The 23,803-nt window shown below is 72.3% G+C and carries 25 protein-coding genes; 11 read left to right on the top strand and 14 right to left on the bottom strand.

All coding sequences use genetic code 11. The features are described from left to right. The first annotated feature begins 235 nt into the window (after nucleotides 1-235). Nucleotides 236-703, top strand: a complete 468-nt coding sequence (locus tag NNW99_RS35940) for an SRPBCC family protein (RefSeq protein WP_215123352.1) — start codon at nucleotides 236-238, stop codon at nucleotides 701-703. A 39-nt stretch (nucleotides 704-742) separates the two neighbouring features. On the opposite strand, the gene NNW99_RS35935 is transcribed toward NNW99_RS35940, so the two are convergent. Next, nucleotides 743-1,867, bottom strand: coding sequence for a PLP-dependent cysteine synthase family protein (locus NNW99_RS35935; protein ID WP_215123351.1), 1,125 nt, complete (start codon nucleotides 1,865-1,867; stop codon nucleotides 743-745). A 405-nt stretch (nucleotides 1,868-2,272) separates the two neighbouring features. On the opposite strand from NNW99_RS35935, the gene NNW99_RS35930 reads away from it, so the two are divergent. Both NNW99_RS35930 and NNW99_RS35925 read left to right on the top strand, forming a co-directional pair. After that, nucleotides 2,273-2,596 (top strand): hypothetical protein, encoded by a 324-nt coding sequence (locus NNW99_RS35930; RefSeq protein WP_215123349.1) that lies wholly within the window; start codon nucleotides 2,273-2,275, stop codon nucleotides 2,594-2,596. Between the two features lie 213 nt (nucleotides 2,597-2,809). Further along, entirely contained in the window at nucleotides 2,810-3,307 is a 498-nt protein-coding gene (locus tag NNW99_RS35925) for an ATP-binding protein (protein WP_255961323.1), read from the top strand. Between the two features lie 61 nt (nucleotides 3,308-3,368). Here NNW99_RS35925 and NNW99_RS35920 read toward each other — a convergent pair whose 3' ends face one another. Then, nucleotides 3,369-3,662 (bottom strand): SHOCT domain-containing protein, encoded by a 294-nt coding sequence (locus tag NNW99_RS35920; protein WP_215123346.1) that lies wholly within the window; start codon nucleotides 3,660-3,662, stop codon nucleotides 3,369-3,371. Between the two features lie 174 nt (nucleotides 3,663-3,836). Between NNW99_RS35920 and NNW99_RS35915 the strand changes: the two genes are divergently transcribed. Genes NNW99_RS35915 through NNW99_RS35905 form a run of 3 tightly spaced genes read left to right on the top strand, consistent with a single transcriptional unit; the run spans nucleotide 3,837 to nucleotide 5,894 of the window. Next, nucleotides 3,837-4,400, top strand: a complete 564-nt coding sequence (locus tag NNW99_RS35915; protein WP_215123345.1) for a TetR/AcrR family transcriptional regulator — start codon at nucleotides 3,837-3,839, stop codon at nucleotides 4,398-4,400. A 10-nt stretch (nucleotides 4,401-4,410) separates the two neighbouring features. Continuing rightward, nucleotides 4,411-4,989 (top strand): DUF4865 family protein, encoded by a 579-nt coding sequence (locus NNW99_RS35910; RefSeq protein WP_215123344.1) that lies wholly within the window; start codon nucleotides 4,411-4,413, stop codon nucleotides 4,987-4,989. Continuing rightward, nucleotides 4,986-5,894: a phosphotriesterase gene (locus NNW99_RS35905; protein WP_215123343.1), complete on the top strand. Its 909-nt coding sequence runs from the start codon at nucleotides 4,986-4,988 to the stop codon at nucleotides 5,892-5,894. Before NNW99_RS35910 ends, NNW99_RS35905 begins: the two co-directional genes overlap by 4 nt. Before the next feature lie 18 nt (nucleotides 5,895-5,912). On the opposite strand, the gene NNW99_RS35900 is transcribed toward NNW99_RS35905, so the two are convergent. From NNW99_RS35900 to NNW99_RS35885, 4 genes are all read right to left on the bottom strand, one after another. Then, nucleotides 5,913-6,335 (bottom strand): PPOX class F420-dependent oxidoreductase, encoded by a 423-nt coding sequence (locus NNW99_RS35900; RefSeq protein WP_215123342.1) that lies wholly within the window; start codon nucleotides 6,333-6,335, stop codon nucleotides 5,913-5,915. Nucleotides 6,336-6,346: 11 nt separating this feature from the next. Next, entirely contained in the window at nucleotides 6,347-7,237 is an 891-nt protein-coding gene (locus tag NNW99_RS35895) for an NAD(P)-dependent oxidoreductase (RefSeq protein ID WP_215123341.1), read from the bottom strand. Between the two features lie 116 nt (nucleotides 7,238-7,353). Beyond that, a complete protein-coding gene (locus NNW99_RS35890; protein WP_215123340.1) occupies nucleotides 7,354-8,592 on the bottom strand; it encodes an ROK family protein in 1,239 nt (412 codons plus the stop codon). Between the two features lie 36 nt (nucleotides 8,593-8,628). Next, the gene (locus tag NNW99_RS35885; protein WP_215123339.1) at nucleotides 8,629-9,273 is read right to left on the bottom strand and encodes an alpha-ketoglutarate-dependent dioxygenase AlkB; all 645 of its coding nucleotides are present in this window, start codon (nucleotides 9,271-9,273) and stop codon (nucleotides 8,629-8,631) included. 68 nt (nucleotides 9,274-9,341) lie between these two features. Here NNW99_RS35885 and NNW99_RS35880 point away from each other — a divergent pair, with 68 nt between their 5' ends. After that, the gene (locus NNW99_RS35880; protein WP_215124573.1) at nucleotides 9,342-10,472 is read left to right on the top strand and encodes a methyltransferase; all 1,131 of its coding nucleotides are present in this window, start codon (nucleotides 9,342-9,344) and stop codon (nucleotides 10,470-10,472) included. Nucleotides 10,473-10,503: 31 nt separating this feature from the next. On the opposite strand, the gene NNW99_RS35875 is transcribed toward NNW99_RS35880, so the two are convergent. Together NNW99_RS35875 and NNW99_RS35870 are read right to left on the bottom strand one after the other, a co-directional pair. Beyond that, nucleotides 10,504-11,364 carry a class II fructose-bisphosphate aldolase gene (locus NNW99_RS35875; protein ID WP_215123338.1) on the bottom strand — a complete coding sequence of 287 codons (861 nt, stop codon included), beginning with the start codon at nucleotides 11,362-11,364 and terminating at the stop codon, nucleotides 10,504-10,506. 36 nt (nucleotides 11,365-11,400) lie between these two features. Then, the gene (locus tag NNW99_RS35870; RefSeq protein ID WP_215123336.1) at nucleotides 11,401-12,282 is read right to left on the bottom strand and encodes an SIS domain-containing protein; all 882 of its coding nucleotides are present in this window, start codon (nucleotides 12,280-12,282) and stop codon (nucleotides 11,401-11,403) included. A gap of 117 nt (nucleotides 12,283-12,399) precedes the next feature. On the opposite strand from NNW99_RS35870, the gene NNW99_RS35865 reads away from it, so the two are divergent. Next, nucleotides 12,400-13,179: a DeoR/GlpR family DNA-binding transcription regulator gene (locus tag NNW99_RS35865; protein ID WP_215123335.1), complete on the top strand. Its 780-nt coding sequence runs from the start codon at nucleotides 12,400-12,402 to the stop codon at nucleotides 13,177-13,179. Between the two features lie 68 nt (nucleotides 13,180-13,247). Then, entirely contained in the window at nucleotides 13,248-15,065 is a 1,818-nt protein-coding gene (locus tag NNW99_RS35860) for a glycoside hydrolase family 15 protein (RefSeq protein WP_215123334.1), read from the top strand. A gap of 3 nt (nucleotides 15,066-15,068) precedes the next feature. Here the strand turns inward: NNW99_RS35860 and NNW99_RS35855 are convergent, their stop codons facing one another. Then, nucleotides 15,069-16,034, bottom strand: coding sequence for a hypothetical protein (locus tag NNW99_RS35855; protein ID WP_215123332.1), 966 nt, complete (start codon nucleotides 16,032-16,034; stop codon nucleotides 15,069-15,071). A 136-nt stretch (nucleotides 16,035-16,170) separates the two neighbouring features. Here NNW99_RS35855 and NNW99_RS35850 point away from each other — a divergent pair, with 136 nt between their 5' ends. Next, complete coding sequence (locus tag NNW99_RS35850) at nucleotides 16,171-18,423, top strand: cation-translocating P-type ATPase (protein ID WP_215123331.1); 2,253 nt, start codon at nucleotides 16,171-16,173, stop codon at nucleotides 18,421-18,423. Nucleotides 18,424-18,432: 9 nt separating this feature from the next. Here the strand turns inward: NNW99_RS35850 and NNW99_RS35845 are convergent, their stop codons facing one another. Then, a complete protein-coding gene (locus tag NNW99_RS35845) occupies nucleotides 18,433-19,089 on the bottom strand; it encodes a bifunctional 2-polyprenyl-6-hydroxyphenol methylase/3-demethylubiquinol 3-O-methyltransferase UbiG (RefSeq protein ID WP_215123330.1) in 657 nt (218 codons plus the stop codon). Nucleotides 19,090-19,253: 164 nt separating this feature from the next. On the opposite strand from NNW99_RS35845, the gene NNW99_RS35840 reads away from it, so the two are divergent. Beyond that, complete coding sequence (locus tag NNW99_RS35840) at nucleotides 19,254-19,952, top strand: phosphatase PAP2 family protein (RefSeq protein WP_215123329.1); 699 nt, start codon at nucleotides 19,254-19,256, stop codon at nucleotides 19,950-19,952. 164 nt (nucleotides 19,953-20,116) lie between these two features. Here the strand turns inward: NNW99_RS35840 and NNW99_RS35835 are convergent, their stop codons facing one another. The 4 genes from NNW99_RS35835 to NNW99_RS35820 are packed head-to-tail and all read right to left on the bottom strand — an operon-like array spanning nucleotide 20,117 to nucleotide 23,797. After that, on the bottom strand, nucleotides 20,117-20,725 hold the full coding sequence (locus NNW99_RS35835) for a hypothetical protein (RefSeq protein WP_215123328.1): 609 nt from the start codon (nucleotides 20,723-20,725) through the stop codon (nucleotides 20,117-20,119). Next, on the bottom strand, nucleotides 20,722-21,582 hold the full coding sequence (locus tag NNW99_RS35830; RefSeq protein WP_215123327.1) for a carbohydrate ABC transporter permease: 861 nt from the start codon (nucleotides 21,580-21,582) through the stop codon (nucleotides 20,722-20,724). The genes NNW99_RS35835 and NNW99_RS35830 overlap by 4 nt, the downstream gene beginning before the upstream one ends. After that, a complete protein-coding gene (locus tag NNW99_RS35825) occupies nucleotides 21,579-22,517 on the bottom strand; it encodes a carbohydrate ABC transporter permease (protein ID WP_215123326.1) in 939 nt (312 codons plus the stop codon). Before NNW99_RS35825 ends, NNW99_RS35830 begins: the two co-directional genes overlap by 4 nt. Further along, nucleotides 22,514-23,797, bottom strand: a complete 1,284-nt coding sequence (locus NNW99_RS35820; RefSeq protein ID WP_215123325.1) for an ABC transporter substrate-binding protein — start codon at nucleotides 23,795-23,797, stop codon at nucleotides 22,514-22,516. The genes NNW99_RS35825 and NNW99_RS35820 overlap by 4 nt, the downstream gene beginning before the upstream one ends. Nucleotides 23,798-23,803 lie beyond the last annotated feature (6 nt).

The following is a 23,803-nucleotide window of genomic DNA, read 5'->3' as shown; positions in this document are numbered from 1 at the left end:
GCCAGCTAGGGTCTGCCTGACAAATCCCCGTCGTCCGCCCGAAGGACGGGCTCCGCGGCGTCTGGTGCGTGCGATCGCAAGGCGCCGGAGCACCATCGTGGCGGAGCCACGTGGGCGTTTCGGCAACGCGGCGAGCGTGCGTGCCAGACGCCGCGGAGCAGGCGGGGGTTTGTCAGGCAGACCCTGGGGTGACGCTTCCGGTCATCGCCCGTTCCGTGCGAGGAGGGCTTCGTCCATGGCTCACCGTCTGCGCCCGGTCGGGCTCGACTTCGCCGGGATCGCGCCCGTGCGGCATGTCTCCGAGCTGGTGATCTCGGCTCCGGTGGAGGCGGTCTACCGCGCGCTGGCGGACGTGCCCGGCTGGGTCGACTGGTTTCCGCAGGTGACGGTCGCCCGCGCGGTCGACGGGGGCGCCGGCCGCGACATCACGCTCAGCGGGGGCGTCCGGTTCCGCGAGTCCGTCATCGCGGCGGAGGAATCCGAGGTGTACGCCTACCGCGTCGACGTCACCAACGTGCCCGGGGTGCGCGCGATCGTCGAGGAGTGGCGGCTCGCGCCCGCCGGCGACGGCACCCGGGTGCGGTGGACCTTCGCCACCGACGGGACGGCGGCGTACCGGCTCGCCATGAAGCCGATACGCATCGGCCAGGCGCGTGCCTTCCGGGACGCCGTCTCCGCGCTGGAGCGGAGGCTGGCGGCCTGACTCTGGGGCCCCTGGCGGCCTGACTCCGCGGGCCCGGCCTCAGTCGGGCCAGACGCCCGTCTCCAGCAGCGAGTCGATCGCGGTGGTGTAGGGCGCGATGTCCAGCCCCTGGGCGGCCAGCCAGGTGTCCGAGTAGTACTTGTCGAGATACCGGTCCCCCGGGTCGCACAGCAGGGTCACGACACTGCCCTGCCGGCCCTCGGCCACCATCTCGGCGACGATCTTCAGCGCGCTCCACAGACCCGTGCCCGTCGAGCCGCCCGCCTTGCGGCCGATGGCGCGCTCCAGAGCCCGTACGGCGGCGACACTGGCCGCGTCGGGCACCTTCATCATCCGGTCGATCGCGCCCGGCACGAAGCTCGGTTCCATACGGGGCCGGCCGATGCCCTCGATACGGGAGCCGGAGTCGCACGCGACGTCCGGATCGCCGGTGGTCCAGCCGGCGAAGAAGCAGGAGTTCTCCGGGTCGGCCACGCAGACGCGCGTGTCGTACTGCATGTAGTGGATGTAGCGCGCGAGGGTCGCGGAGGTGCCGCCGGTGCCCGCCGTGGCGACGATCCACGCCGGCTCGGGATACCGCTCCAGGCGCAGCTGGCGGAAGGTGGATTCGGCGATGTTGTTGTTCCCGCGCCAGTCCGTGGCCCGTTCGGCGTAGGTGAACTGGTCCATGTAGTGGCCGCCGGTCTCCGCAGCGAGACGGGCGGACTCCTCGTACATGGTGCGAGGGTCGTCCACGAAGTGACATCGTCCGGAGTGGAACTCGATGAGGCGGATCTTCTCGGTGCTCGTCGTGCGCGGCATGACGGCGATGAAGGGAACGCCGATGAGCTTCGCGAAGTACGCCTCGGAGACGGCCGTCGAACCGCTGGAGGCCTCGATCACGGGCCGGCCCGGCCGGATCCAGCCATTGCACAGGCCGTAGAGGAAGAGGGAGCGGGCGAGCCGGTGCTTGAGACTGCCGGTGGGGTGGGTCGACTCGTCCTTCAGATACAGGTCGATGCCCCATCGCTCCGGCAGGGGGAACTGGAGCAGGTGTGTGTCGGCCGAGCGGTTGGCGTCGGCCTGGACCCTGCGGACGGCTTCTTTCAGCCACGCGCGGTAGCCGGCGTCGCTGTGGTCGACGTCGAGGGTCACGCCGGTCCGGGTCTTCTGGGGAGTGCTCACGAGGTGCTCCTAACGGTGCGCGCCGACGGCACGTCGCGCGGCCGACACCTCGATGATAAGCAGCTTCCACACGCTTCTCACCTGCATAAACGCATCTTTGAGCCCCCCAAAGCGCCCCCAGGGGCAGAGGCCGGGGCAAGGGGGCGCGCGGTCCCGGGGGCGCATTCGCGTGTGTGCTGCGGGCGCCCCCCGGCGAGGGGGTCGCACGTACTGGTGCTCGACGCCGGGTGCGGGCAGACTTCACCGCGGGACCGAGGACCCGCACGGGATACCGGCTAGAGGTACCGAGGGGTACGACGCACCGCCGGAGCAGGCTTCCGAGGCACACTGGATCAGGGCAGAGCCCGTACCGGGCGCCGCGGGGAGCGCGGGCCGGTACACCGAGCGCACAAGGGGGCGGGTGGCATGGCGGAGCCGGAGTTCAAGGCCACGGGCGTGCGGATCGGGAAGCGGCTGCGTTCGCTCACCCGGGCCGGGCAGGTCCGGATCAGCGACGGCCGGGTCGAGCTGCTGACCAGCTACGGCAGTGAGATCGACAGCGCGCCGGTACAGGCGGTGCGCGCGTCCAAGCCCTGGTTCGGTCCCGACGACCGGGCCACGGCGGATCTCAACGGCAATCGGTACCTGCTCACCCTGGGCGATCACGACCCCGCCCCGGGCGAGCCGGGGCCGCCCGCGGCACGGCGGTTCATCGAGGCCGTGCGCCGAGCGGCGGGGCGTGGCGACTGAGATGTCCGCGAGTTGCGGTACCTCACCCCCTGCGTCACTCTGGTCTCACGTCACTCTGGGTTTACCGGCGATAACGCTGCGAACCAGCCCGCCGGCCACGACAGCGGGCGGCAGCGTCCTGAAGGCGCCCTGCTGGATCCGAACTCCGTGTTCTTCCGGACCTCACGTCGGGGAGTCGCAGCCGTGATCAGCTACCCAAACAGACACTGCACGGTGGAGCTCCAAGCTCTGCCGTCGCGGATCGGCCAGGTCCGCAGAATCGTATCTGCGCAGTTGCGCTACTGGCATCTGGACGCCCTGATCGACCGGGCCTCGCTCGGCGTGACGGAGCTGTTGTCCAACGTCCACCGGCATGCCCAGCCCGACAAGACCTGCACGGTGGAGATAGAGCTCCTCCTCGACCGGCTCACGGTCTCGGTGCACGACCACGACCCGCGGATGCCCGTGGTGGACGACGCCGAGCCGCTGGCGACCTGCGGGCGCGGGCTGGCGATGGTGGCCGCCATGAGCGAGAGCTGGGGCGTCCGCCCGGACGGCGAGTCCGGCAAGGTCGTGTGGTTCACCCTGCCGACCGCCGTCGTGGCGGCACCCTCGCGCCGGGCCCGCCGCCCGGTGCAGGAGAAAACGGCGCGCAGGTTCGCGGAGGTCGGATCCTCCACCGACGGGCTGCGGCCCGACCATGCTCCCGCCCGGTCCGCCGTTGCCGGTTGACCGGGCGGTGACCACCCTTCGCACGGCGGTCACGCCGAGTTGACTCGTTCGGCCAGCATGCTCAGGCACCACCGCCCTTGGCCGAGCGCCCGAACTCCTCGTTCAGCACGGACAGCCGGCGCCAGTACTCGTCCTCGTCGATCTCGCCCGAGGCGAAGCGGTGGCCGAGTACGGCGATGGGTGAGTCGTTCGCGACGGCGGGCCGCCGCCAGGGTCCGCCGCCTCGACGGCCTCGCCACACGGTGCGGCGCAGCAGCACGACGGCGCCGCCGATCACCAGCGCCCAGATCAAGGGCAAGAACAGGATCCACGGGCCGGGCCCGCCGCCGTCGCCGAAGTTCGCCAGGGTCTGCATGTCGTCCAACTCCTCTGATGCGTTGCCGCGATGTTCTTTCCGTGCTTCCGAGAGTGACCCCGCGAGGGGTCACCGGTCGTCGTACGGCCAGCGGCAGTCTGCGTACTTCGTGGGGAGTAGGCGTCGAGTAGCAGGCCTCGACGTCTGTAACTACTGGTATGTACAGTAGAGGGCATGAACACCCCGGAACGGCTGATCGAGTCCACCCGTGAGCTGCTGTGGGAGCGCGGCTATGTGGGCACGAGCCCCAAGGCGATCCTGGAGCGCGCGGACGCCGGGCAGGGCAGTATGTACCACCACTTCAAGGGCAAGCCCGATCTCGCGCTGGCCGCGATCCGGCGGACGGCCGAGGAGATGCGGGCTACGGCCGAGGGAGTGCTCGACGGCCCCGGAACGCCGTACGAGCGTGTCGAGGCGTATCTGCGGCGCGAGCGGGATGTGCTGCGGGGGTGTCCGATCGGCCGGCTGACCATGGACCCGGATGTGATCGCGAGCGACGAACTGCGGGCCCCGGTCGAGGAGACCCTGGACTGGATCCGGGGGCGCATCGCCGGGATCGTCGAGGAAGGCAAGGAGCAGGGCCAGTTCTCGGCCTCGCTGGACGGGGCGGAGATCGCGGCGGCGGTCGTGGCCACGGTCCAGGGCGGTTATGTCCTGGCCCGTGCGTCCGGATCCCCCGCCGCTTTTGACGCGGGGGTGCGGGGGTTGCTCTCGCTGCTGGCATCCCGTCCCGCCTGAGGAGGATTCCGTGCACGCCATGCAGTACGAACTCACCTTGCCCGCCGACTACGACATGGGCGTCATCCGCGACCGGGTCGCCCGGGTGGGGCGGCTGCTCGACGACTGGGACGGGCTGGGCCTCAAGGCCTATCTGATGCGCGAGCGCGGCCTGCGTGGCTCGCCGGTCAATCAGTACGCGCCGTTCTATCTGTGGAACACCGTGGAAGGCATGAACTCCTTTCTGTGGGGCGGGGGTTTCCAGCGGCTCGGTGACGACTTCGGGCGGCCGTCCGTGCGGCAGTGGACGGGGCTCACGTACGAGGAAGGGGGCGGGTCTCGGGCGCGGTTCGCGGTGCGGCATCGCCGACCGGGCCCCGATGGAGGGCTGTTGGCCGATGTCGTGGCGGAGGCGGTGAGCGAGGCCGAGCGGCTGGCGAAGGAAGACGGGGCCCTGCTCGCGGCTGCCGCCGTCGACACGAGCCGGTGGGAGCTGGTGCACTTCTCGCTCTGGGAGCACGACACGCCCAAGGCCGACGGTGAGGTGTTCGAGGTGCTGCATCTGTCGGCGCCCGGCCGGGAGCGGCTGCCCCGGGGGCGCCAGTGGTGAGCGCGATACGCACGGTGCTGGGGGACGTAGGCCCTGCGGACCTGGGCGTGTGCGACGCCCACGACCATCTGTTCTTCGGCAGTCCCCGGCTGCCCGGCCAGGAGCTGCGCAGCGTGGTGGCGGCGCGGGCCGAGCTGGCCGCGTTCCGGGAGCAGGGCGGCGGGGCCGTGGTGCAGTGGACGCCGTACGGGCTCGGGCGAAGGGCCGCCGATCTGCCGCCGCTGTCCCGGGAGACCGGTGTGCACGTGGTGGCGGCGACCGGTCTGCATCAGGCCGTGCACTACGACGAGGACACACTCACCGGGCTGCGGGGGCGGCTCGCCGATGTCTTCGTCTCCGAACTCACCCAGGGCATAGGGGTGTCGGGGGTGCGGGCCGGGCTCGTCAAGGTCGCGGGCGGGTTCCACGCCCTGGACGCGCACGCCCGCTGGACGATGGAGGCGGCGGCCGAGGCGCATCACGCGACGGGGGCGGCCATCGCCGTGCACCTGGAGCAGGGCACGGGCGCGCTCGACGTACTGGACCTGCTGTGCGGGGAGTTGGGGGTGCCGCCGCACCGGGTGGTGCTCGGGCATCTCAACCGGTCCCCCGACCTCGTGGCGCACCGGCAGGCGGCGGAGTCCGGCTGCTATCTGGCCTTCGACGGGCCGTCACTCGCCCATCACGCCACGGACTGGCGGATGCCGGACGCCGTACGGGCCCTCGCCGACGCCGGGTTCGGCGACCGGGTGCTGCTGGGCGCGGACACCACCACGGCCGCCGCCCGCTCGGTGGGCGGCGGCCCCGGGATGCCGTATCTGCTGCGCCGGGTGCGGCCCCGGCTGGTCCACGCCGTGGGCGAGGAGCTGGTGGGGCGCATCCTCACGGAGAACCCGGGCCGGGCGTTCGCGGTGGAGTGGCCCTGACCGGAGTGGTCGGCGGGATCAGCCTCCGGCCTGGTCGCTGTCCTTCAGCTCGCCCCAGCCGTGCCAGCGGTCGACCTCGATCCAGGCGCTGACCCGGGGGCGTACGCGGTCCGGGTAGGGCTTGCCGATGTAGTGCCCGGCGAGGCGGTCGATGTCGGCCAGGCCCTCGTCGTCGTACATCTCGGTGACCCGGCCGATGAGGGTGACATGGGTGTACCAGTTGTCGTCGGCGAGGACGGTGAGGGTGACGCGCGGGTCGCGGCGCAGGTGCTTCAGGCGTACGCGGCCCTCGTCGAGATTGATCAGGACACGGCCGTCCTGCCACAGGTACCAGGTGGCGGTGGAGACGGGAGTGCCGTCGGAGCGCAACGTGGCCATGACGCACGGGTTGGGCCGGCTCAGCAGGGCGTCGGCCTCGGGCGGCAGCGGCGGCTTGGACATGCGGGGACCTCCTAGGAGTTGGGCTTCTCGTCGAAGCTGGCGAAGTAGGCGGCGACCATGTCCTCGTCGGCGTGGCCCTGGGCGGCGGCGCGCTCCATGCGGGTGGCGGCCGCCTCGGCGACGTCCAGGCGGACGCCGTTGTCGGTACCGGCCTTGACGATCAGGCGGGCGTCCTTGGCGGCGGTGGTCACCGAGAACTGGGGCGGTGTGAGCCGGTCGTCGAGGACCAGCTCGGACTTGGCGCGCAGATAGCCCATGTCGAGCGGGCCACCGGCGACGAGGTCGAAGAAACCGTGCGGGTCGACGTCGAGGGCCTTGGCCAGTGCCAGGGCCTCGCCGGCGGCGGCCGTGACGGCGAGGACCCAGCTGTTGGCGACGAGCTTCAGCCGGGTGGCCCCGCCCGCCGCCCCGTCCTCGCCGGTCCACACGGTGCGGGCGCCGACGGCGTCGAAGACCGGCGTCACCCGGTCCCGCCCTTCGGCGGGCCCGGCGGCGAGCACGGTCAGCTGCCCGGCCTCGGCGGGCTGACGGGTGCCCAGGACGGGCGCGTCGTAGAAGACCAGGCCGTGCTCGCTGGCGAAGGCGGCCAGGTCGGCGATGCCCTCGATACCGGCGGTGGTGGACTGCACCCAGGCGGTGCCGGGACGCAGGGCCGGCGCGGCCTCGCGCATCGTCTCCAGGGCGGCCGGACCGTCGTAGAGCATGGTCAGGACGACATCGGTGTCCTGGACCGCCTGCGCTGGGGTGTCGTCGATGTGCACGCCCTCGGCGGCCAGCGGCTCGGCCTTGGCACGCGTGCGGTTCCAGGCGCGGACGGTGTGTCCGGCCCGGGCGAGGTTATGGGCCATGGCGGCGCCCATGATGCCGGTGCCCAGGACGCTCACGGTGAGCTTGTCGGTCATTGCGCGTCTACTTCCTCGGTGGTGCGGTGCGGCGGGCGTACTGCCTGCGAACCAGCCTGCCCGCTCGGGGCTCGCCTGCCCGGGAGCGGCGCGGGCACTCCTATGGGGCGTGCCCTCTAGGCCAACGCCCCCAGCGGATCGTCCAGTACCGGCTGCCACGCCAGTTCCGCCGCGCCGACCAGGCTGTTGTGGTCGAGGGTGCACGGGAGGATGGGGACGCCGCCGCTCTGACCCCAGAGGCTGCGGTCGGCCACGACGGCGCGGAGGCGGTCGGGGTCGGCGTCCAGGAGGGTGCGGTGGAGGCCGCCGAGGATGATGCGGTCGGGGTTGAGGATGTTGACCAGGCCGGCGAGGCCGAGGCCGAGGCGGTCGATGAGGGTTTCGGTGGCGGTGCGTACGCCCGGGTCGTCGTAGTGGTGGCGGACGAGGTCGATGGACTGCTGGAGCAGGGAGACCTCGGGGCCGGGGGCGCGGTCCGCCGCCGTGAGGAAGGCCAGGGGGTCGGTCTCGACGTCGAGGCAGCCGCGGCTGCCGCAGTGGCAGGGGCGGCCCACGGGGTGCACGGTGAGGTGTCCGACCTCCAGGGCCAGGCCCGAACTGCCCCTGTGGAGGCGGCCGTCGAGGACGAGCGCGCCGCCGACGCCCCGGTGGCCGGTGGCCACGCACAGCAGGTCGCGGGCGCCCCGGCCGGCGCCGTGCCGGTGCTCGGCGATCGCGGCGAGGTTGACGTCGTTCGCGGCGAAGGCGGGTCCGTCGATGCCGGCCGCGCGCACCTGTTCGGCGAAGATGTCGCGGACGGGCGCGCCCGCGGGCCAGGCCAGGTGGAGGGGGTTGAGGGCGAGGCCCTCGGGTTCGGCGACCGCGGAGGGGACGGCGAGTCCGGCACCCACGCATCGGCGTCCCGTCTCGCGCAGCAGTTCGGCGCCCGCCGTGACGACGGAGGCGAGCACCTTCGCCGGGTCCTCGTCGACGACCTCGCAGCCGGGCGCGGTGGCGACGATGCGGCCGCCCAGCCCGACCAGTGCCGCCCGGAATCCGTCGGCGTGCACCTGCGCGGCGAGCGCGACGGGCCCCTCGTCGGCGACGGACAGCTTGTGCGAGGGCCTGCCCTGCGAGCCGGCCGCGGCGCCCGGGCGGGCGTCGACGCGGATCAGCCCGAGCGCCTCCAGTTCGGCGGCGACCGCGCCGGCCGTCGCCCGGGTCACTCCCAGCTCGGCGGTGAGGACGGCCCGGGTCGGCGCGCGTCCGGTGTGGACGAGTTCCAGCGCGGGTCCGAGCGCCGCGCGCCCCCGGTCCAGCCGCGTCCTCGAGGTGCTCCCGTCCCCCGCCTGCCGGGGGTCCGCCTTCCCGCTCATGAGGGCGAGTCTCCCATGATCCGCCGGACCGGCGGCCTACAGGCCGCTGACCCGGAGCGTGATGTTGAGCCGTCCGGTCAGACCGAGACCGGGCGGTGCCGTGCCCCCGTGTACCCGGGGAACGCCGTGGTAGGCGAGCCGGGAGGGGCCGCCGAAGACGAACAGGTCGCCGCTGCGCAACTCGACGTCGGTGTAGGGCCGGGTGCGGGTCTCGGTGTTGCCGAAGCGGAAGACGCAGGTGTCGCCGAGGCTCAGCGACACCACCGGGGCGTCGGACTTCTCGTCGCCGTCGCGGTGCATGCCCATGCGGGCGTCGCCGTCGTAGAAGTTGATCAGTGCGATGTCGTAGGGAGCCGGTATCGGGGTGCCCAGGGCGTCCCGGACCGCTCGGCGGCCCAGGTCTCCGAGCCACTCGGGGAACGGCTTGACCGGGGTGCCCTCGCCGTCGGCCACCGTGCGGGCGTAGGCGTACGGGTACCAGTGCCAGCCGAGGCACACCTGCCGGGCGGTCATCGTGCCGCCGCCGGGGGTGCGGACCGTGCGCAGTCCGGCGGGTGGGCGGGCCCATGCGCGGCAGGCGTCGAGCAGCGCGCGCTGGTGTTCGGCGTCCAGCCAGTCCGGCAGGTGCACCGCGCCGGGTGCCACCTGCGTCCGGGCCCTGGGGAACAGCTCGCCGTCCATGCTTCCCATCCTGCCCGACACGGCCTGAGCTGCGGCTCGGCTAGCCTTGACGCACGATGAACGACCGTATGACGACACCGTGGGGCGAGTTCGCGCTGACCCGCTTCCCCGAGGATCCGCGGGACAGGCTGCGTGCCTGGGACGCTTCCGACGAGTACCTGCTGAGGCATCTGGCGCAGGAACGGGTCCCGCTGTCGGGCACGGTCGTGGCCGTCGGGGACCGGTGGGGCGCGCTGGTGACGGCGCTCGCGGAGCACGGGCCGACGCAGATCACGGATTCCCATCTGACGCAGGAGGCGACCCGGGCGAACCTCGCGCGGCACGGCGTGGAGCCCGGCGCGGTCGGGCTGCTCACCACGCAGGATCCGCCGCCCGACCGCGTCGACGTCCTGCTGGTGCGGGTGCCGAAGAGCCTGGCGCTGCTGGAGGACCAGTTGCTGCGGCTGGCGCCGGCGGTGCACGCGGGGACCGTGGTCGTGGGCACGGGGATGGTGAAGGAGATCCACACCTCGACGCTGCAGTTGTTCGAGCGGATCCTCGGCCCGACCCGCACCTCGCTCGCCGAGAAGAAGGCGCGGCTGATCTTCTGCACGCCGGATCCCGCGCTGGAGCGGCCCGCGAGTCCATGGCCGTACGTCTACACGCTGCCGGACGGCATCGGCCCGGCCGCGGGAGGCACCGTCGTCAACCACGCGGGTGTCTTCTGCGCCGACCGGCTCGACATCGGCACCCGGTTCTTCCTCGGGCATCTGCCGGGCAGCGGGGGTCGACGGGTGGTGGACCTGGGATGCGGCAACGGCGTGGTCGGTACGGCGGTGGCGCTGGCCGACCCGGAGGCCGAGGTGCTGTTCGTGGACGAGTCGTTCCAGGCGGTGGCCTCGGCGGAGGCGACGTACAAGGCGAACGGGGTGCCGGGGCACGCCGAGTTCCGGGTGGGCGACGGGCTGGACGGGGTGCCGTCGGGCAGTGTCGACCTGGTCCTCAACAACCCGCCGTTCCACTCCCACCAGGCGACGACGGACGCCACGGCCCGGCGGATGTTCACCGGGGCGCGGCGCGCGCTGCGGCCGGGCGGCGAGCTGTGGGTGATCGGCAACCGGCATCTGGGCTACCACGTCACGCTGCGGCGGATCTTCGGCAACAGCCGACTGGTGGCCAGTGACTCGAAGTTCGTGGTGCTGAAGGCCGTCAAGCGGTAGCCGGGCCTAGGGCCTTAGGGTCCGCAGGGCTCTACGGTCCGCAGGGCTCTAGGGTCCGCAGGGCTCTGGCCACCGCCCGTGTCATCGCCTCTCGCGCCACCGTGAGGTAGCCGCGCGGGTCGACGGCGTCGGGGCGCTCGGCGAGGAAGTCCCGGATGGCGCCGGTGAGCGCGATGTTCAGGGCGGTGCCGATGTTGACCTTGGCGATGCCGCCCGCGACGGCCGCGGTGAGTTCGTCGTCGGGGACGCCGGAGGAGCCGTGCAGGACGAGCGGGACGTCCAGGGCGGCCGAGAGGCGTTTGAGGAGGGCGTGGTCGAGGGTCGCGGTGCGGGTGGTCATGGCGTGGGTGCTGCCGATGGCGACGGCCAGGGCGTCCACGCCCGAGTCGGCGACGAAGGCCCGGGCCTCGTCGGGGTCGGTGCGGGCGCCGGGGGCGTGCGCGTCCAGCGGGGGCCTGCCGTTCTTGCCGCCGATCTGCCCCAACTCGGCCTCGATCCAGAGGCCTTGCGCGTGCGCCCAGTCGACGGCTGCCCGGGTCGTGGCGAGGTTCTGGGCGTAGGGCAGCCGGGCCGCGTCGTACATCACGGAGCTGAAGCCGGCCTCCGCCGCCTGGTACAGCAGGGCGTCGCTCTGTACGTGGTCGAGGTGCAACGCGACCGGGACGGCTGCGCGTTCGGCCTCGGCGACGGCAGCGCGGGCGAGCGGGAGCAGCCGACCGCCGCGGAACTTGACCGCGTTCTCGCTGACCTGGAGCACGACGGGGGCGTGTACGGACTCGGCGCCCGCGATGACGGCCTCGACGTGTTCCAGCGTGATGACGTTGAACGAGGCGACGGCCGAGCGGGCGGCGACGGCGCGGGTGACGAGCTCGCCGGTGGTGGTGAGGGGCACGGTGCCTCCGGGGTCAGTGGACGAGGGTCACCGAGGTCAGTGGGTGAGGATGACCGAGCGGGTGAGATGGCGGGGGCTGTCCGGGTCGAGGCCGCGTGAGGCGGCGACCGCGACGGCGAGCCGCTGGGCGCGGACGAGTTCGGCGAGCGGGTCCAGGGCTCCGGCGATCCACAACGCGCCCGTGCCGCGCACCTGTTCGGCGAGGCCGTCCGGCGCGTCCCCGAACATCCAGGTCGCGGTACCGCTGGTGGTGACGCTGATGGGCCCGTGCCGGTACTCCATCGCCGGGTAGGCCTCGGCCCAGGACAGCGACGCCTCGCGCATCTTCAGTCCGGCCTCGTTGGCCAGGCCGACGGTCCAGCCGCGCCCGAGGAAGGCGAACTGGGCGCATTCCACCAGGCCTTCGGGCAGGGGCTCCGCCAGGGCCGTGCGCGCGTCGGTGACAGCCTCGTCGGGGTGGAGTCCCAGATGGGCGCGGAGCAGGGTGAGGGCGGTGGTCGCGAACCGGGTCTGCACGACGGAGCGTTCGTCGGCGAAGTCGAGCACCGCGAGCTCGTCGGCCGCCGACTTCACGGGCGTGTCCGGGTCGGCGGTGATCGCGGTCGTGCGGGTGCGGCCCTTCAACCGGCCCAGCAGGTCCAGGACTTCGGTCGTGGTGCCGGAGCGGGTGAGGGCGACGACCCGGTCGTAGGCCCTGCCGTAGGGGAACTCCGAGGCGGCGAACGCGTCGGTCTCGCCCTGGCCGGCGTCCTCGCGCAGGGCCGCGGCGGCCTGCGCCATGAAGCACGAGGTGCCGCAGCCGACGATCGCGACCCGCTCCCCCGTCGCCGGCAACACCTCCGCGTACCCCGCCGCCTCCGACGCGGCGCGGGTCCAGCACTCGGGCTGGCTGATCAGCTCGTCCTCGACATGCGTCATGCCACACACTCCGCTCTGATTGTTCCTGCAAGATATCGCCACCTTTCGAGCAACATCAAGCATCGGGGGAGATCGGGTGCGCTAGGGTCGCCCGGAGATCGAGACGTGGAGGTGCGGATGTCGCGCGACGCCCGCTGGAAGGCGCTGCTGGACCTGCTCGTGGAGCGCGGCCGGCTGGACGTCGAAGAGGCGGCCGGGGAGCTCGGGGTGTCGGCCGCGACGATCCGCCGTGACTTCGACGGGCTGGCCGAGCAGCAGATGCTGGTGCGGACCCGGGGCGGCGCGGTCGTGCACGGTGTGTCGTACGAGCTGCCGCTGCGCTACAAGTCGGCCCGGCACGCCTCCGAGAAGCAGCGCATCGCGAAGGCGGTGGCGGATCTGGTCGCCCCCGGCGAGGCGGTGGGACTGACCGGCGGGACGACCACCACCGAGGTGGCGCGGGCCCTGGCCGTGCGCGGTGACCTGACGTCCGGGTCGCCCGCTCTCACCATCGTGACGAACGCGCTGAACATCGCCAACGAGCTGGCCGTCCGGCCCCAGTTCAAGATCGTGCTGACCGGCGGGGTGGCCCGGGCCCAGTCGTACGAGCTGGTCGGGCCGCTCGCGGACGGGGTGCTCGGGCAGATCACCGTCGATGTGGCGGTGCTCGGCGTGGTCGCCTTCGACGTCACGCACGGGGCGGCGGCGCACGACGAGGCGGAGGCCGCGATCAACCGGCTGCTGTGCGAGCGGGCGGAGCGCGTGGTCGTGGCCGCCGACTCCAGCAAGCTGGGGCAGCGGGCCTTCGCCCGGATCTGCGCGGCCGAGGCCGTGGACACGCTGGTGACGGACACGGCGGCCGACGCGGAGACGCTGCGCCGCTTCGAGGAGGCCGGGCTGCGGGTCGTCACGGTGTGACACCCGGCCGCTTCCCCTCGGCGGGCCTAAGCTGAAATCCAGGCGCTCAGCGGGGCAGGGAGGCTGCCATGCCGAGAACAGCGGACGGGCGGCGGTATCTGCCGATCGCCGAGCACGGGCTGATCGGTGATCTGCGCAGTGTGGCCCTGGTGGGGACGGACGGCACGATCGACTGGTACTGCTGCCCGGCCTTCGACGCGCCCAGTGTGTTCGCCTCGATCCTGGACGCGGAGCGCGGCGGCTGCTTCGAACTGGCGGCGACCGTGCCGGCGCGGACCAAGCAGTTCTACTTCCCCGACACCAATGTCCTGATGACCCGGTTCTTCACCGAGGACGGGGTCGGCGAGGTGCAGGACTTCATGCCGGTGGACGGCGAGCCGGCCGAGGCCGAGCGGCACCGGCTGATCCGGCGGGTGGTGTGCGTCCGCGGCTCGGTCCCGTTCCGTACCCGTGTCGCTCCCCGCTTCGACTACGGCACCCGGCCGCACACCGTCCGGCTGAACGGTGAGTCGGCGCTCTTCGAAGCCGACGGGATGGCGCTCGCGCTGACCGCGACCGTGCCGCTGGAGGTGGACGGCCTTGACGTGCGCGGGGACTTCAAGCTCGGCGAGGGCGAGTCGGCGGTGTTCGCGCTGGACAAGGTCGGGGGCGAGGTGTCGCCCCGGCGGTGTGCGCGTACGGAGGCGGAGGAGCAGCTCGCGGCGACGGTGACGTACTGGCGGACCTGGCTGGCGTCGTCGCGGTACCGCGGCCGCTGGCGGGAGATGGTGCACCGCTCGGCGCTGACGCTGAAGCTGCTGACGTACGCGCCGACCGGGGCGATCGTGGCCGCGCCGACGACGAGCCTGCCCGAGCGGCTCGGCGGCGAACGCAACTGGGACTACCGGTACGTGTGGGTGCGCGACGCGGCGTTTTGCGTCTACGCCCTGCTGCGGCTGGGCTTCACCGGCGAGGCCGAGGCGTTCATGGACTTCGTGACCCGGCACATCAGCCCGGGCGACGGCAAGCACTCCGGCCCGCTGCAGATCATGTACGGCATCGACGGGCGTGCCGACCTGCCCGAACGCACCCTCGACCATCTGGAGGGCCACGAGGGCTCCGCACCGGTACGGGTCGGCAACGCGGCGGCCGACCAGCTCCAGCTCGACATCTACGGCGCGCTGATCGACTCCATCTACCTCTACGACAAGTGGGCCAAACCCATCTCCAGCGGCCAGTGGGACGATGTGACCGCGCTGGTGGACTGGGTGTGCGCGCACTGGGACCAGCCCGACGAGGGGGTCTGGGAGACCCGGGGCGGCCGCAAGAACTTCCTGTACTCGCGGCTGATGTGCTGGGTGGCGATCGAGCGGGCCATCCGGATGGCCACCCGGCGCGGACTGCCCGCCGATCTGCCGCGCTGGCGGGAGTGCCGCGACACCATCTACCGGCGGATCATGAGCCGGGGCTGGTCCGAGGAGCGCCGGGCCTTCGTCCAGCATGAGGACGGCGATGTGCTGGACGCGGCCGTGCTGATGATGCCGCTGACGAAGTTCATCGCCCCGACGGATCCCAAGTGGCTGTCGACGCTGGACGTCCTCACCGAGGAGCTGGTGTCGGACTCGCTGGTCTACCGCTACGACCCGGAGTCCAGCCCTGACGGGGTGCGCGGCGACGAGGGCACGTTCTCCATCTGCTCGTTCTGGTACGTCGAGGCCATGGTGCACGCCGGCCGGATCGACGAGGCCCGCCTCGCGTTCGAGAAGATGCTGACGTACGCCAACCATCTCGGCCTGTACGCCGAGGAGATCAGCCACACCGGGGAGCAGCAGGGCAACTTCCCGCAGGCGTTCACCCATCTGGCGCTGATCAGCGCGGCCTTCAACCTGGACCGGGCGCTCGGCTGAGGGTCAGTGCCCGTGACCGTCGCCTGCATGCCCCTCAGGGGTACCCGGCCTGTCGGACGGGGCTCCGCCTGCCCGGACCGTGAACGCCGCCGTGTGGACCTTTCCGTCGTGCTTGAAGTCGAGGAACAGGCGGTAGGAGCCGGTGCTGGGTGCCGTGGCCGTGAACGAGACGTCCGGGCCGGGCCGGGTCTTTCCGTCGCCGGGTTCGCCGTTCGGGTGGACGTGCAGGTAGGCGAGGTCTCCGGAGCGCAGGGCGACCAGGTGGCCGTAGGCGCCGAGGTAGGGCTGGAGGTCGGTGACGGGCCGGCCGGCCCGGGAGACCTTCAGTTTCAGTTCGCTCGCCTTGCCCGGGCGCAGGGCGCCGGCCAGCTCGACGTCGTAGCCGTTGGTCTCGGCCGTGGTGCCCGGTGCGGGGAGTTTCTGCGGCTGGTACGGGCCGGAGGCGGCGAGGTCCGCGCCGAGGGTGAGGTTCCGGGCGTTCTTCTTCGCCGGGGTGAAGTCGGCGAAGACGCGGTAGCCGCCCGCGCGGGGCAGGTCGACGGGGATGCTCCAGGTGCCGTCGGCGGCGCGGGTGGGGTGCAGGTGGCGGTAGGTGACCAGGTCGCGTGAGGCCACGATGAGGTGGAGTTCCTTGTCGTGTTCGCGCTGGTAGGCGGTGACGGCCCGGCCGCCGCCGTCCCGGACGGTGAAGCGCAGGTCGGCCCGCTGTCCGGCGGTGACGCGCGGGGTCTCGAGGTCGAGGGTGTAGCCGCCCTCGGAGATCTGGAGTCCGCCGGCCGGGGGTGTTCCTCGTCCGGCGTGGCCGCCGCCCTCCTCCGGCTCCGGTGCGGGCCGGGTGTGCTCGTCCTCCTCGTGTTGCGGCGGGGCTTCGGCGACGACGGGGTCGATGCCCTGTCCGACGCCGTAGGCCGTGCCGAACGTGGCGGCCAGGGCGGCGGCGAAGGTGGTGATCTTCAGTCCGGTGTTCATGGCCGTCGGCTCCTTCGGCTGCCGGGGCTCGCGCTCGGATGCGGGGCCTCCATGCACTTCACCATACCCCTAGGGGGTACCCAGTCAAGCTGTCGCCGCACTTGCCGATGATACCCCTAGGGGGTATACAGGGAGCATGACCACCGGAACGATCGGCACCGACACCGAAGTCGAACTCGTCATCGGAGGCATGACCTGTGCCTCCTGCGCGGCGCGCGTCGAGAAGAAGCTCAACCGCATGGACGGGGTCACCGCCACCGTCAACTACGCCACCGAGAAGGCGAAGGTCAGCCACTCCGGTGACGTCTCGGTCGGGGATCTGATCGCCACCGTCGAGGCCACCGGGTACACCGCTCACGAGCCGGCGCCGCCCGAGCGCCCCACCGAGCCCGAGGAGACCGACGAGCTCCGTCCGCTGCGCGAGCGGCTGGTCACGGCCGTGGTGCTGGCGGTCCCCGTCGTGGCCATGGCCATGATCCCGGCGCTGCAGTTCGCGTACTGGCAGTGGCTGTCGCTCACCCTGGCCGCGCCCGTCGTGACCTATGCGGCCTGGCCCTTCCACAAGGCGGCGTTCACCAACGCCCGGCACGGTGCGGCCACCATGGACACGCTGATCTCGGTGGGTACCTCGGCCGCGTTCCTGTGGTCGCTGTGGGCGCTGTTCCTCGGCACCGCGGGCACGCCGGGCATGACGCACCCCTTCGAGCTGACCATCGAGCGCACGGACGGCGCGGGGAACATCTACCTGGAGGCCGCCGCGGGCGTGACGGCCTTCCTGCTGGCCGGGCGGTACTTCGAGGCCCGTGCGAAGCGCACGGCGGGAGCGGCGCTGCGGGCGCTGCTGGAGCTGGGCGCGAAGGACGTCACCGTGCTGCGGGACGAGGGCCGCGAACAGACCGTTCCGGTAGCGGAGTTGAGGGTCGGTGACCGCTTCCTGGTCCGGCCCGGCGAGAAGATCGCCACGGACGGGACGGTCGTCGAGGGCTCCTCCGCCGTGGACGCCTCGATGCTCACCGGCGAGTCCGTACCGGTGGAGGTCGGCATCGGCGACCCGGTCACGGGCGCCACGCTCAACGTCGGCGGGCGGCTCGTCGTACGCGCCACCCGGGTCGGCTCCGACACGCAACTGGCACGCATGGCCCGGCTGGTGGAGGACGCGCAGAACGGCAAGGCCGCGGCGCAGCGGCTCGCGGACCGGATCTCCGCCGTGTTCGTGCCGGTCGTGATCGCCCTCGCGCTGGGCACGCTGGGCTTCTGGCTGGGCAACGGCGTCGGTCTGACGGCCGCCTTCACGGCCGCGGTCGCCGTCCTGGTCATCGCCTGCCCGTGCGCCCTCGGTCTGGCCACGCCGACCGCGCTGATGGTCGGCACCGGGCGGGGCGCCCAGCTCGGCATCCTCATCAAGGGCCCGGAGGTGCTGGAGTCGACGCGCCGGGTCGACACCGTCGTCCTCGACAAGACCGGCACCGTCACCACGGGCCGGATGACCCTGCTGGCCGTGCACACCGCCGACGGCACCGACGAGGCCGAGGTGCTGCGGCTGGCCGGGGCCCTGGAGCACTCCTCCGAGCACCCGATCGCCCGTGCCGTCGCCGACGGGGCGCTGGAGCGGCTGGGCGGCGCGCTGCCCACGCCGGAGGACTTCGCCAATGTGCCCGGACTCGGCGTGCAGGGCGTCGTCGAGGGCCACGCCGTGCTCGTCGGGCGGGAGCGGCTGCTGGCCGACTGGTCGATGGAGCTGCCGGAGAGCCTGACCGAGGCCAGGGCGGTGGCCGAGAAAGCCGGACGCACCGCCATCGCGGTCGCCTGGGACGGCGAGGCGCGTGCGGTGCTGGAGGTCGCCGACGCGGTGAAGGAGACCAGCGCGGAGGCGGTCGAACGGCTGCGTGCCCTCGGGCTCACCCCCGTCCTGCTGACCGGCGACAACGAGGCGGTGGCCAGGTCCGTCGCCCGCGAGGTCGGTATCGCCACGGAGGACGTCGTCGCCGAGGTACTCCCGCAGGACAAGGTCGATGTCGTCAAGCGGCTTCAGGCCGAGGGCCGTTCGGTGGCGATGGTCGGTGACGGTGTCAACGACGCGGCGGCCCTCGCCCAGGCCGATCTGGGGCTGGCCATGGGCACCGGCACGGATGCCGCGATCGAGGCCGGGGACCTGACCCTCGTGCGGGGCGACCTGCGGGCCGCGGCGGACGCCATCCGCCTCTCCCGCCGCACCCTCGGCACCATCCGCTCGAACCTGTTCTGGGCCTTCGCCTACAACGTGGCGGCCCTGCCGCTGGCCGCGGCCGGACTGCTCACGCCGATGATCGCCGGGGCTGCGATGGCCTTCTCCTCGGTCTTCGTCGTCGGCAACTCGCTACGGCTGCGCACCTTCCGAGCCGCCGGCTGAGCACGCGGGTCAGCGGTGGTGCCACACCAGCGTGCAGCGCCAGAACAGGCGGCGGCGCAGACGGGCACCGGGCAGGACGGCACGGGCCTCGCGGAGGATCTCGGGGAAGGTCATGTCCGCCGGTCTCGTGGGGGCGGTCATCGAGGCCGGGCGTGCTGCCCGGCGGCCGCGGTTCTTGACCAGGGCCATGACGATGTTGAGCGGGATCGACGCGATGCCGAGGACGTGGTCGACGGGGGTCCGTTCCCGGGAGACCCCGACGACGACCAGCGTGCCGCCGGGGGCCAGACGCTCACGGAAGGCCTTGAGCGTCTCCGCGAACGGCAGGTGGTGGAGCACGGCGACGCAGGTGATGACGTCGTACGGCCCGTCGGAAAGCCCGGCCGGCGCGTCGGCCACCGCGTAGGTCACCGGGACCGCCGCCGGGGTCAGCTCCCGCGCCCGGGCCGTGATCGCCGGGTCGGCGTCGATCCCGTGCACCTGTTCGGCCCGGCCGGCCAGCAGCCGGGCGAGGTCACCGCTGCCGCACCCCACGTCCAGGGCGTTTCCCGCACGCGCGGGGAGTTGCCGCAGGATCCAGCGATGGAAGTGGGCGTTGTGGTCCCAAGGGCGGGCGGAGTGGAAGCGGTCGAGTGCGCGCAGGGCCCGGTGGAGCGGTGACGTCATGCCGCAAGTTCAGCAGGTCGCCCGGGCGGCGGTGCCGGGGCCGGCTCACGGATGGCCGTCCGCCGCGTGGGCACTCGGCGGGTACCGGCCCGCGGGGGCGCCGAGCGTGCGCCCGGCGTGAGCCGGTACCTTGCTGGGGAAAGGCCACTGCGGGGAGAAGCAACATGACCGATCCGACGATCACAGACGCGGACGCCCCCCGTCCGCTGCCGAGCGAAGGGAAGCCCGCGAGCGGACCCGGCCGGCTCCTGGCCGCCGCACTCGGCGATCTCAGGGCCGTGGACGGCGCCCTCTACGCGGCCGTGGCCGCCACCCCCACGCCCACCCTCGACCGGACGCTGCGCCATCTGTCCCACGCGGCGGACCACTCCAAGATCTCGTTCGGCATCGCCGCCGCCCTGGCGCTGGCCGGGAAGCGTCCGCGCCGGGCCGCGGTCGTCGGCGTCGGGGCGATCGCCGTGGCGTCGGCCTCCGCCAACCTGCTCGGCAAGCGCTTGGTGCGCCGGGCCCGGCCGGACCGGGAGGCGGCCCGGGTGACGGTGGACCGGCATGTCCGGATGCCCACGTCGGCCTCGTTCCCGTCCGGGCACACCGCGTCGGCGGTCGCGTTCGCCACCGCCGTCGGTGTGGTCCTGCCGCCCGCCGCGGTGCCGCTCGGGGCGCTGGCGAGCGCCGTCGGCTACTCCCGTATCCACACGGGCGTGCACTACCCGGGCGACGTGGCCGCCGGCGCGGTCCTCGGCATCGCCAGCGCCGCGGCGGCACTGGCCGCGGCGGCGGCCACTCCCTCGGCACGGACCCAGGCCCTGCTGACGGCGGCTCGGTCGTGGCCGCGGATCAGCATCGGTTCCATCGGCCGTTGAGGTTCCGGAGATCCTGGACGGGCGGAGACCGTTGAGGTTCCGGAGATCCCGGACGGCCTGAGACCGTTGAGGCGCCGGAGACCTTTGAGGCGCCGGAGCCCATCCGTGCGCTGCGAGCCGTTGAGGCGCCATGGGCCATGGACGCGCCTCAACGGCCCCTGATCTCAGGAACGTTCCAGGAGAACCACAGCCGACCGGCGCACATCTACGGCCGTGAGCGCCATGGCCAGCGGCCCCGGGGCCAGGAAGGCCAGGGGCAGCAGCATCCAGGCGCACAGCGCGGCCGTCGCCACGGCCAGCAGGACCAGCCCGCTGCCGCCCACGTCCGCCACGGCGTCCCGGGCCGCCCCGCGCACCGCCGCGCGCCAGTCGGTGAGTGACTCGGGGCGTGCGCAAGCTCGCAGGCCGATCACCAGCGCGCCGGCGCCGATGGCGGCGGCGGCCACCGCGAACAGCCGCGCCCCCGGCAGCCCCGCCCCGGCCAGCGCCAGATCGGCCGCGAGGAGCAGCAGGCCCGCCAGGGCGACGAAGCCCGCCAGCAGGTCACCGGCCCTGAGCCGCCGTCGCAGCAGGGCGACGTACCGCCCCGCCGTGACGGGCCGGTCCTGTCCCGCGCCACGCAGTACGGCGCAGGCCGTCGACAGCGCGGCCGGTGCGGTGAGCAGCGGGAGACAGGCCGCCGCCGTGGCGAGGCCGACACTGAGCACGTCGGCGAAGAGGGCCGTGCGCGGTCCGAACACCTCGCCGGGCTCACGGGTCCGCACCCCGCTCATCCCTTGACTCCGGAGCTGGCCATGCCCTCCACCAGGAACCGCTGGAAGGCGAGGAAGAACAGCACGATCGGCAGCAGCGCGATCACCGACAGCGCGAACATCGGGCCGAACGCGGAGGTGCTGGAGGCGTCCACGAAGGAGCGCAGCGCGAGGGTCAGTGTGAACTTGTCCGGGTCGAAGAGGTAGATGAGCTGGGTGAAGAAGTCGTTCCAGGTCCAGATGAAGGTGAAGATGGCCGTGGTGATCAGGGCCGGGCGGGTGAGCGGCAGTACCACCTGGAAGAAGCTGCGGAAGGGCCCGCAGCCGTCGATCCGGGCGGCCTCCTCCAGTTCGCGCGGCAGTCCGCGCATGAACTGCACGATGAGGAAGACGAAGAACGCCTCGGTGGCGAGGAACTTCGGCAGGATCAAAGGCCAGTAGGTGTTCACCAGGCCGAGCTGGTTGAAGATGATGTACTGCGGGATCAGCACCGCGTGGTGCGGCAGCATGATCGTGGCGATCATGAAGGCGAACAGCGGCCCGCGGAAGCGGAACCTCAGGCGCGCGAAGGCGTAGGCGGCGAGCGAGCAGCTGAGGACGTTGCCGAGGACGGCGCCGCCCGCGATCAGCAGGGAGTTGGAGAGCAGCCGCCAGATGGAGACGTCGTTGACGCCGTCCAGGGCGGTGGAGTAGTTCGACCACTCCAGGTGACCGGGCAGCAGGTTCAGGCTCGCGATGACCTCGTCGGCGGGCTTGAGCGAGGTGGCCAGCAGCCAGGCCAGCGGGTACAGCATGACCAGCAGCGCGGCCAGGCAGCCGAGGTGCACGGCGACACGGCCCCAGCGAACGGGCTTGTGGGAAAGGGCAGTCGAGGTCATCGGTCCCCCTCGGAGGCGTAGAAGACCCAGGAGCGGGAGGTGCGGAACAGCACCGCCGTGACGACGCCGATCACGACGAGCAGCACCCAGGCCATGGCGGAGGCGTAGCCCATGTGGGAGGCGACGAAGCCCCGGTCGTAGAGGTACATGGTGTAGACGAGAGTCGAGTCGGCGGGCCCGCCCTTGCCGCCGCTGACCGCGAAGGCGGGCGTGAACACCTGGAAGGCCTGGATGGTCTGCAGGACCAGGTTGAAGAACAGCACCGGGGACAGCATCGGCACGGTGACCGACAGGAACTGCCGCCACTTCCCGGCCCCGTCCACCGCCGCCGCCTCGTACAGCTCGGCGGGGATCTGCTGGAGCCCGGCGAGGAAGATGACCATCGGGGCGCCGAACTGCCACACCGTCAGCAGCGCGACGGCCAGCAGCGAGAAGCCGGGCTTGTTGACCCAGCCGCCGGTGCCGAGCAGGTTGTCGACCGTGCCGCCGTCGTTGAAGACCGCCCGCCAGACCAGGGCGATGGACATCGACGCGCCGAGCAGCGAGGGCGCGTAGAAGGCGGAGCGGTAGAAGCCCTTGCCACGTTTCATGCCCTTCAGGGCGAGCGCGACGACGAGGGCGAGCGCGAGTTGCAGGGGCACGGCGATGACGACGTACGTCAGGGTCGTCAGGACCGAGCGCCAGTAGCGCGGGTCCTCGGTGAACATCTGCGTGTAGTTGCGCAGGCCGACCCACTGCGGCGGGTTGAACAGGTCGTAGTCGGTGAACGACAGGTACAGCGAGACGGCCATCGGCAGCAGCGTCAGGACGGTCGCGCCGAGCACCCACGGGGACAGGAACACCCAGGCGGCGCCCTCGCGTTCGCGTTTGGGGCGGCGCTTCGGGGCGGTGGCGGGGGCGTGCTTCGCCTCCGGGGGGATCGCGGTGGTGGTCATGACCTCAGCTCCGCCTTCGCCTCGGTGACGTAGTTCTCGGCCGCCTCGCGGGGCGACATGCGCGCGTAGGACACCTGGTCGTAGTCGCGCTGGAAGGTGGTCTGCAGGGCGTTGTCACCCGAGGGCGGGGCCTGGGGCGGGTCCTTGAGCTTGCCGTCGAGGGATGCCTGGAAGTCGGCGATGGTCTTGTCGAAGTCCTTGAGCTCCGGGCCGATCTCGTCGCGGATGGTCTCGTTGACGGGGATGCCGCGGCCGGCGCCGAGGATCTTCGCGGCCTCCCGGTCGTTGATCATGAAGTCGACGAGCTGGGCCGCCTCCTTGGGGTGGCCGGTGTTGGCCGAGACGCCGAGGAACATGGACGGCTTGAAGTACTGGCCGGGGGTGCCGTCCTCGCCGGACGGCATGGGGGCGAGGGCGACTCCGCTCGGGACGAGCGCGAGGTAACCGCTGGACGGGGCGTCCCAGTTGGTGTCGGCGGTCGCCTTGCCCCGGCCGAGCGGGGTGTTCTCCACGGAGCCGTCGAGCTGGGTGGTCTGCTCGGCGGGCGAGACGGCGCCCTCGCGGCGCAGCTTGTCGGTGAAGGTCCACCAGCGGGTCAGGTCCCCGGCGGTGAAGCCGAGCCCGCCGTCCTCGGTGTAGAGGGACTTGCCCCGGCCGCGCAGCCAGACCTCGAAGGCGTCCTCGCTCTGGCCGGGGTCGGTGGCCCCGGGCCTGCCGGTCTTCTTGGCGAGGGCGCGCATGGCGTCGGCCCACTGGCTCCAGGTCCAGCTCTCGCCGGGGAGCGGGACTCCCGACTTCTTCCAGGTCGTGACGTCGTGGACGACGGTCTCGGTGCCGCGGCCTTGCGGGATGGCGTACTGGATGTCGTCCACGCGGCCGGTGGCGAGCAGGCCCTGGTCGATCTCGGAGGTGCGCAGGACGGACTTCTGCTGCGCCAGGTCGAGCAGCACTCCGCCGGAGGCGTACTGGTCGATCTGGCGGTAGTCCAGCTGCATCACGTCCGGGGCGTCACCGCCGGCGGCCTGGGTGGCGAGCTTCTGCTTGTAGGCGTCGTAGCCGGAGAACGACGTCGTGACGTCGACGTTCGGGTGCTGTTTCTCGAACAGCGCGACGGCCTGCTCGGTGCGTGCCGCACGGTCGGGGTTGCCCCACCACGTGTAGCGCAGCACGACCTTGCCGCCGCCGGCGGTCTCCCCGGATCCTGAGCAGCCTGCCAGCATGACGCACAGTGCCAGTGCGGCGGCCGACGCGCAGAACCCCGTTGTCCTGTGTCCGGGCATGCCGAG

Origin of the sequence: Streptomyces sp. CRCS-T-1, assembly GCF_024442335.1 — a bacterium.
GTDB lineage: Bacteria > Actinomycetota > Actinomycetes > Streptomycetales > Streptomycetaceae > Streptomyces > Streptomyces koelreuteriae.
This window is presented reverse-complemented; position numbering and strand designations above follow the sequence as displayed.

What these genes read in the sequence shown, in the direction of transcription:
- NNW99_RS35940 (WP_215123352.1), top strand. Translation starts at nt 236, where the DNA reads ATGGCTCACCGTCTGCGCCCGGTCGGGCTCGACTTCGCCGGGATCGCG.
- NNW99_RS35930 (WP_215123349.1), top strand. Translation starts at nt 2,273, where the DNA reads ATGGCGGAGCCGGAGTTCAAGGCCACGGGCGTGCGGATCGGGAAGCGG.
- NNW99_RS35920 (WP_215123346.1), bottom strand. Translation starts at nt 3,662, where the DNA reads ATGCAGACCCTGGCGAACTTCGGCGACGGCGGCGGGCCCGGCCCGTGG.
- NNW99_RS35915 (WP_215123345.1), top strand. Translation starts at nt 3,837, where the DNA reads ATGAACACCCCGGAACGGCTGATCGAGTCCACCCGTGAGCTGCTGTGG.
- NNW99_RS35900 (WP_215123342.1), bottom strand. Translation starts at nt 6,335, where the DNA reads ATGTCCAAGCCGCCGCTGCCGCCCGAGGCCGACGCCCTGCTGAGCCGG.
- NNW99_RS35895 (WP_215123341.1), bottom strand. Translation starts at nt 7,237, where the DNA reads ATGACCGACAAGCTCACCGTGAGCGTCCTGGGCACCGGCATCATGGGC.
- NNW99_RS35890 (WP_215123340.1), bottom strand. Translation starts at nt 8,592, where the DNA reads ATGAGCGGGAAGGCGGACCCCCGGCAGGCGGGGGACGGGAGCACCTCG.
- NNW99_RS35885 (WP_215123339.1), bottom strand. Translation starts at nt 9,273, where the DNA reads ATGGACGGCGAGCTGTTCCCCAGGGCCCGGACGCAGGTGGCACCCGGC.
- NNW99_RS35880 (WP_215124573.1), top strand. Translation starts at nt 9,342, where the DNA reads ATGACGACACCGTGGGGCGAGTTCGCGCTGACCCGCTTCCCCGAGGAT.
- NNW99_RS35870 (WP_215123336.1), bottom strand. Translation starts at nt 12,282, where the DNA reads ATGACGCATGTCGAGGACGAGCTGATCAGCCAGCCCGAGTGCTGGACC.
- NNW99_RS35865 (WP_215123335.1), top strand. Translation starts at nt 12,400, where the DNA reads ATGTCGCGCGACGCCCGCTGGAAGGCGCTGCTGGACCTGCTCGTGGAG.
- NNW99_RS35860 (WP_215123334.1), top strand. Translation starts at nt 13,248, where the DNA reads ATGCCGAGAACAGCGGACGGGCGGCGGTATCTGCCGATCGCCGAGCAC.
- NNW99_RS35855 (WP_215123332.1), bottom strand. Translation starts at nt 16,034, where the DNA reads ATGAACACCGGACTGAAGATCACCACCTTCGCCGCCGCCCTGGCCGCC.
- NNW99_RS35850 (WP_215123331.1), top strand. Translation starts at nt 16,171, where the DNA reads ATGACCACCGGAACGATCGGCACCGACACCGAAGTCGAACTCGTCATC.
- NNW99_RS35845 (WP_215123330.1), bottom strand. Translation starts at nt 19,089, where the DNA reads ATGACGTCACCGCTCCACCGGGCCCTGCGCGCACTCGACCGCTTCCAC.
- NNW99_RS35840 (WP_215123329.1), top strand. Translation starts at nt 19,254, where the DNA reads ATGACCGATCCGACGATCACAGACGCGGACGCCCCCCGTCCGCTGCCG.
- NNW99_RS35835 (WP_215123328.1), bottom strand. Translation starts at nt 20,725, where the DNA reads ATGAGCGGGGTGCGGACCCGTGAGCCCGGCGAGGTGTTCGGACCGCGC.
- NNW99_RS35830 (WP_215123327.1), bottom strand. Translation starts at nt 21,582, where the DNA reads ATGACCTCGACTGCCCTTTCCCACAAGCCCGTTCGCTGGGGCCGTGTC.
- NNW99_RS35825 (WP_215123326.1), bottom strand. Translation starts at nt 22,517, where the DNA reads ATGACCACCACCGCGATCCCCCCGGAGGCGAAGCACGCCCCCGCCACC.
- NNW99_RS35820 (WP_215123325.1), bottom strand. Translation starts at nt 23,797, where the DNA reads ATGCCCGGACACAGGACAACGGGGTTCTGCGCGTCGGCCGCCGCACTG.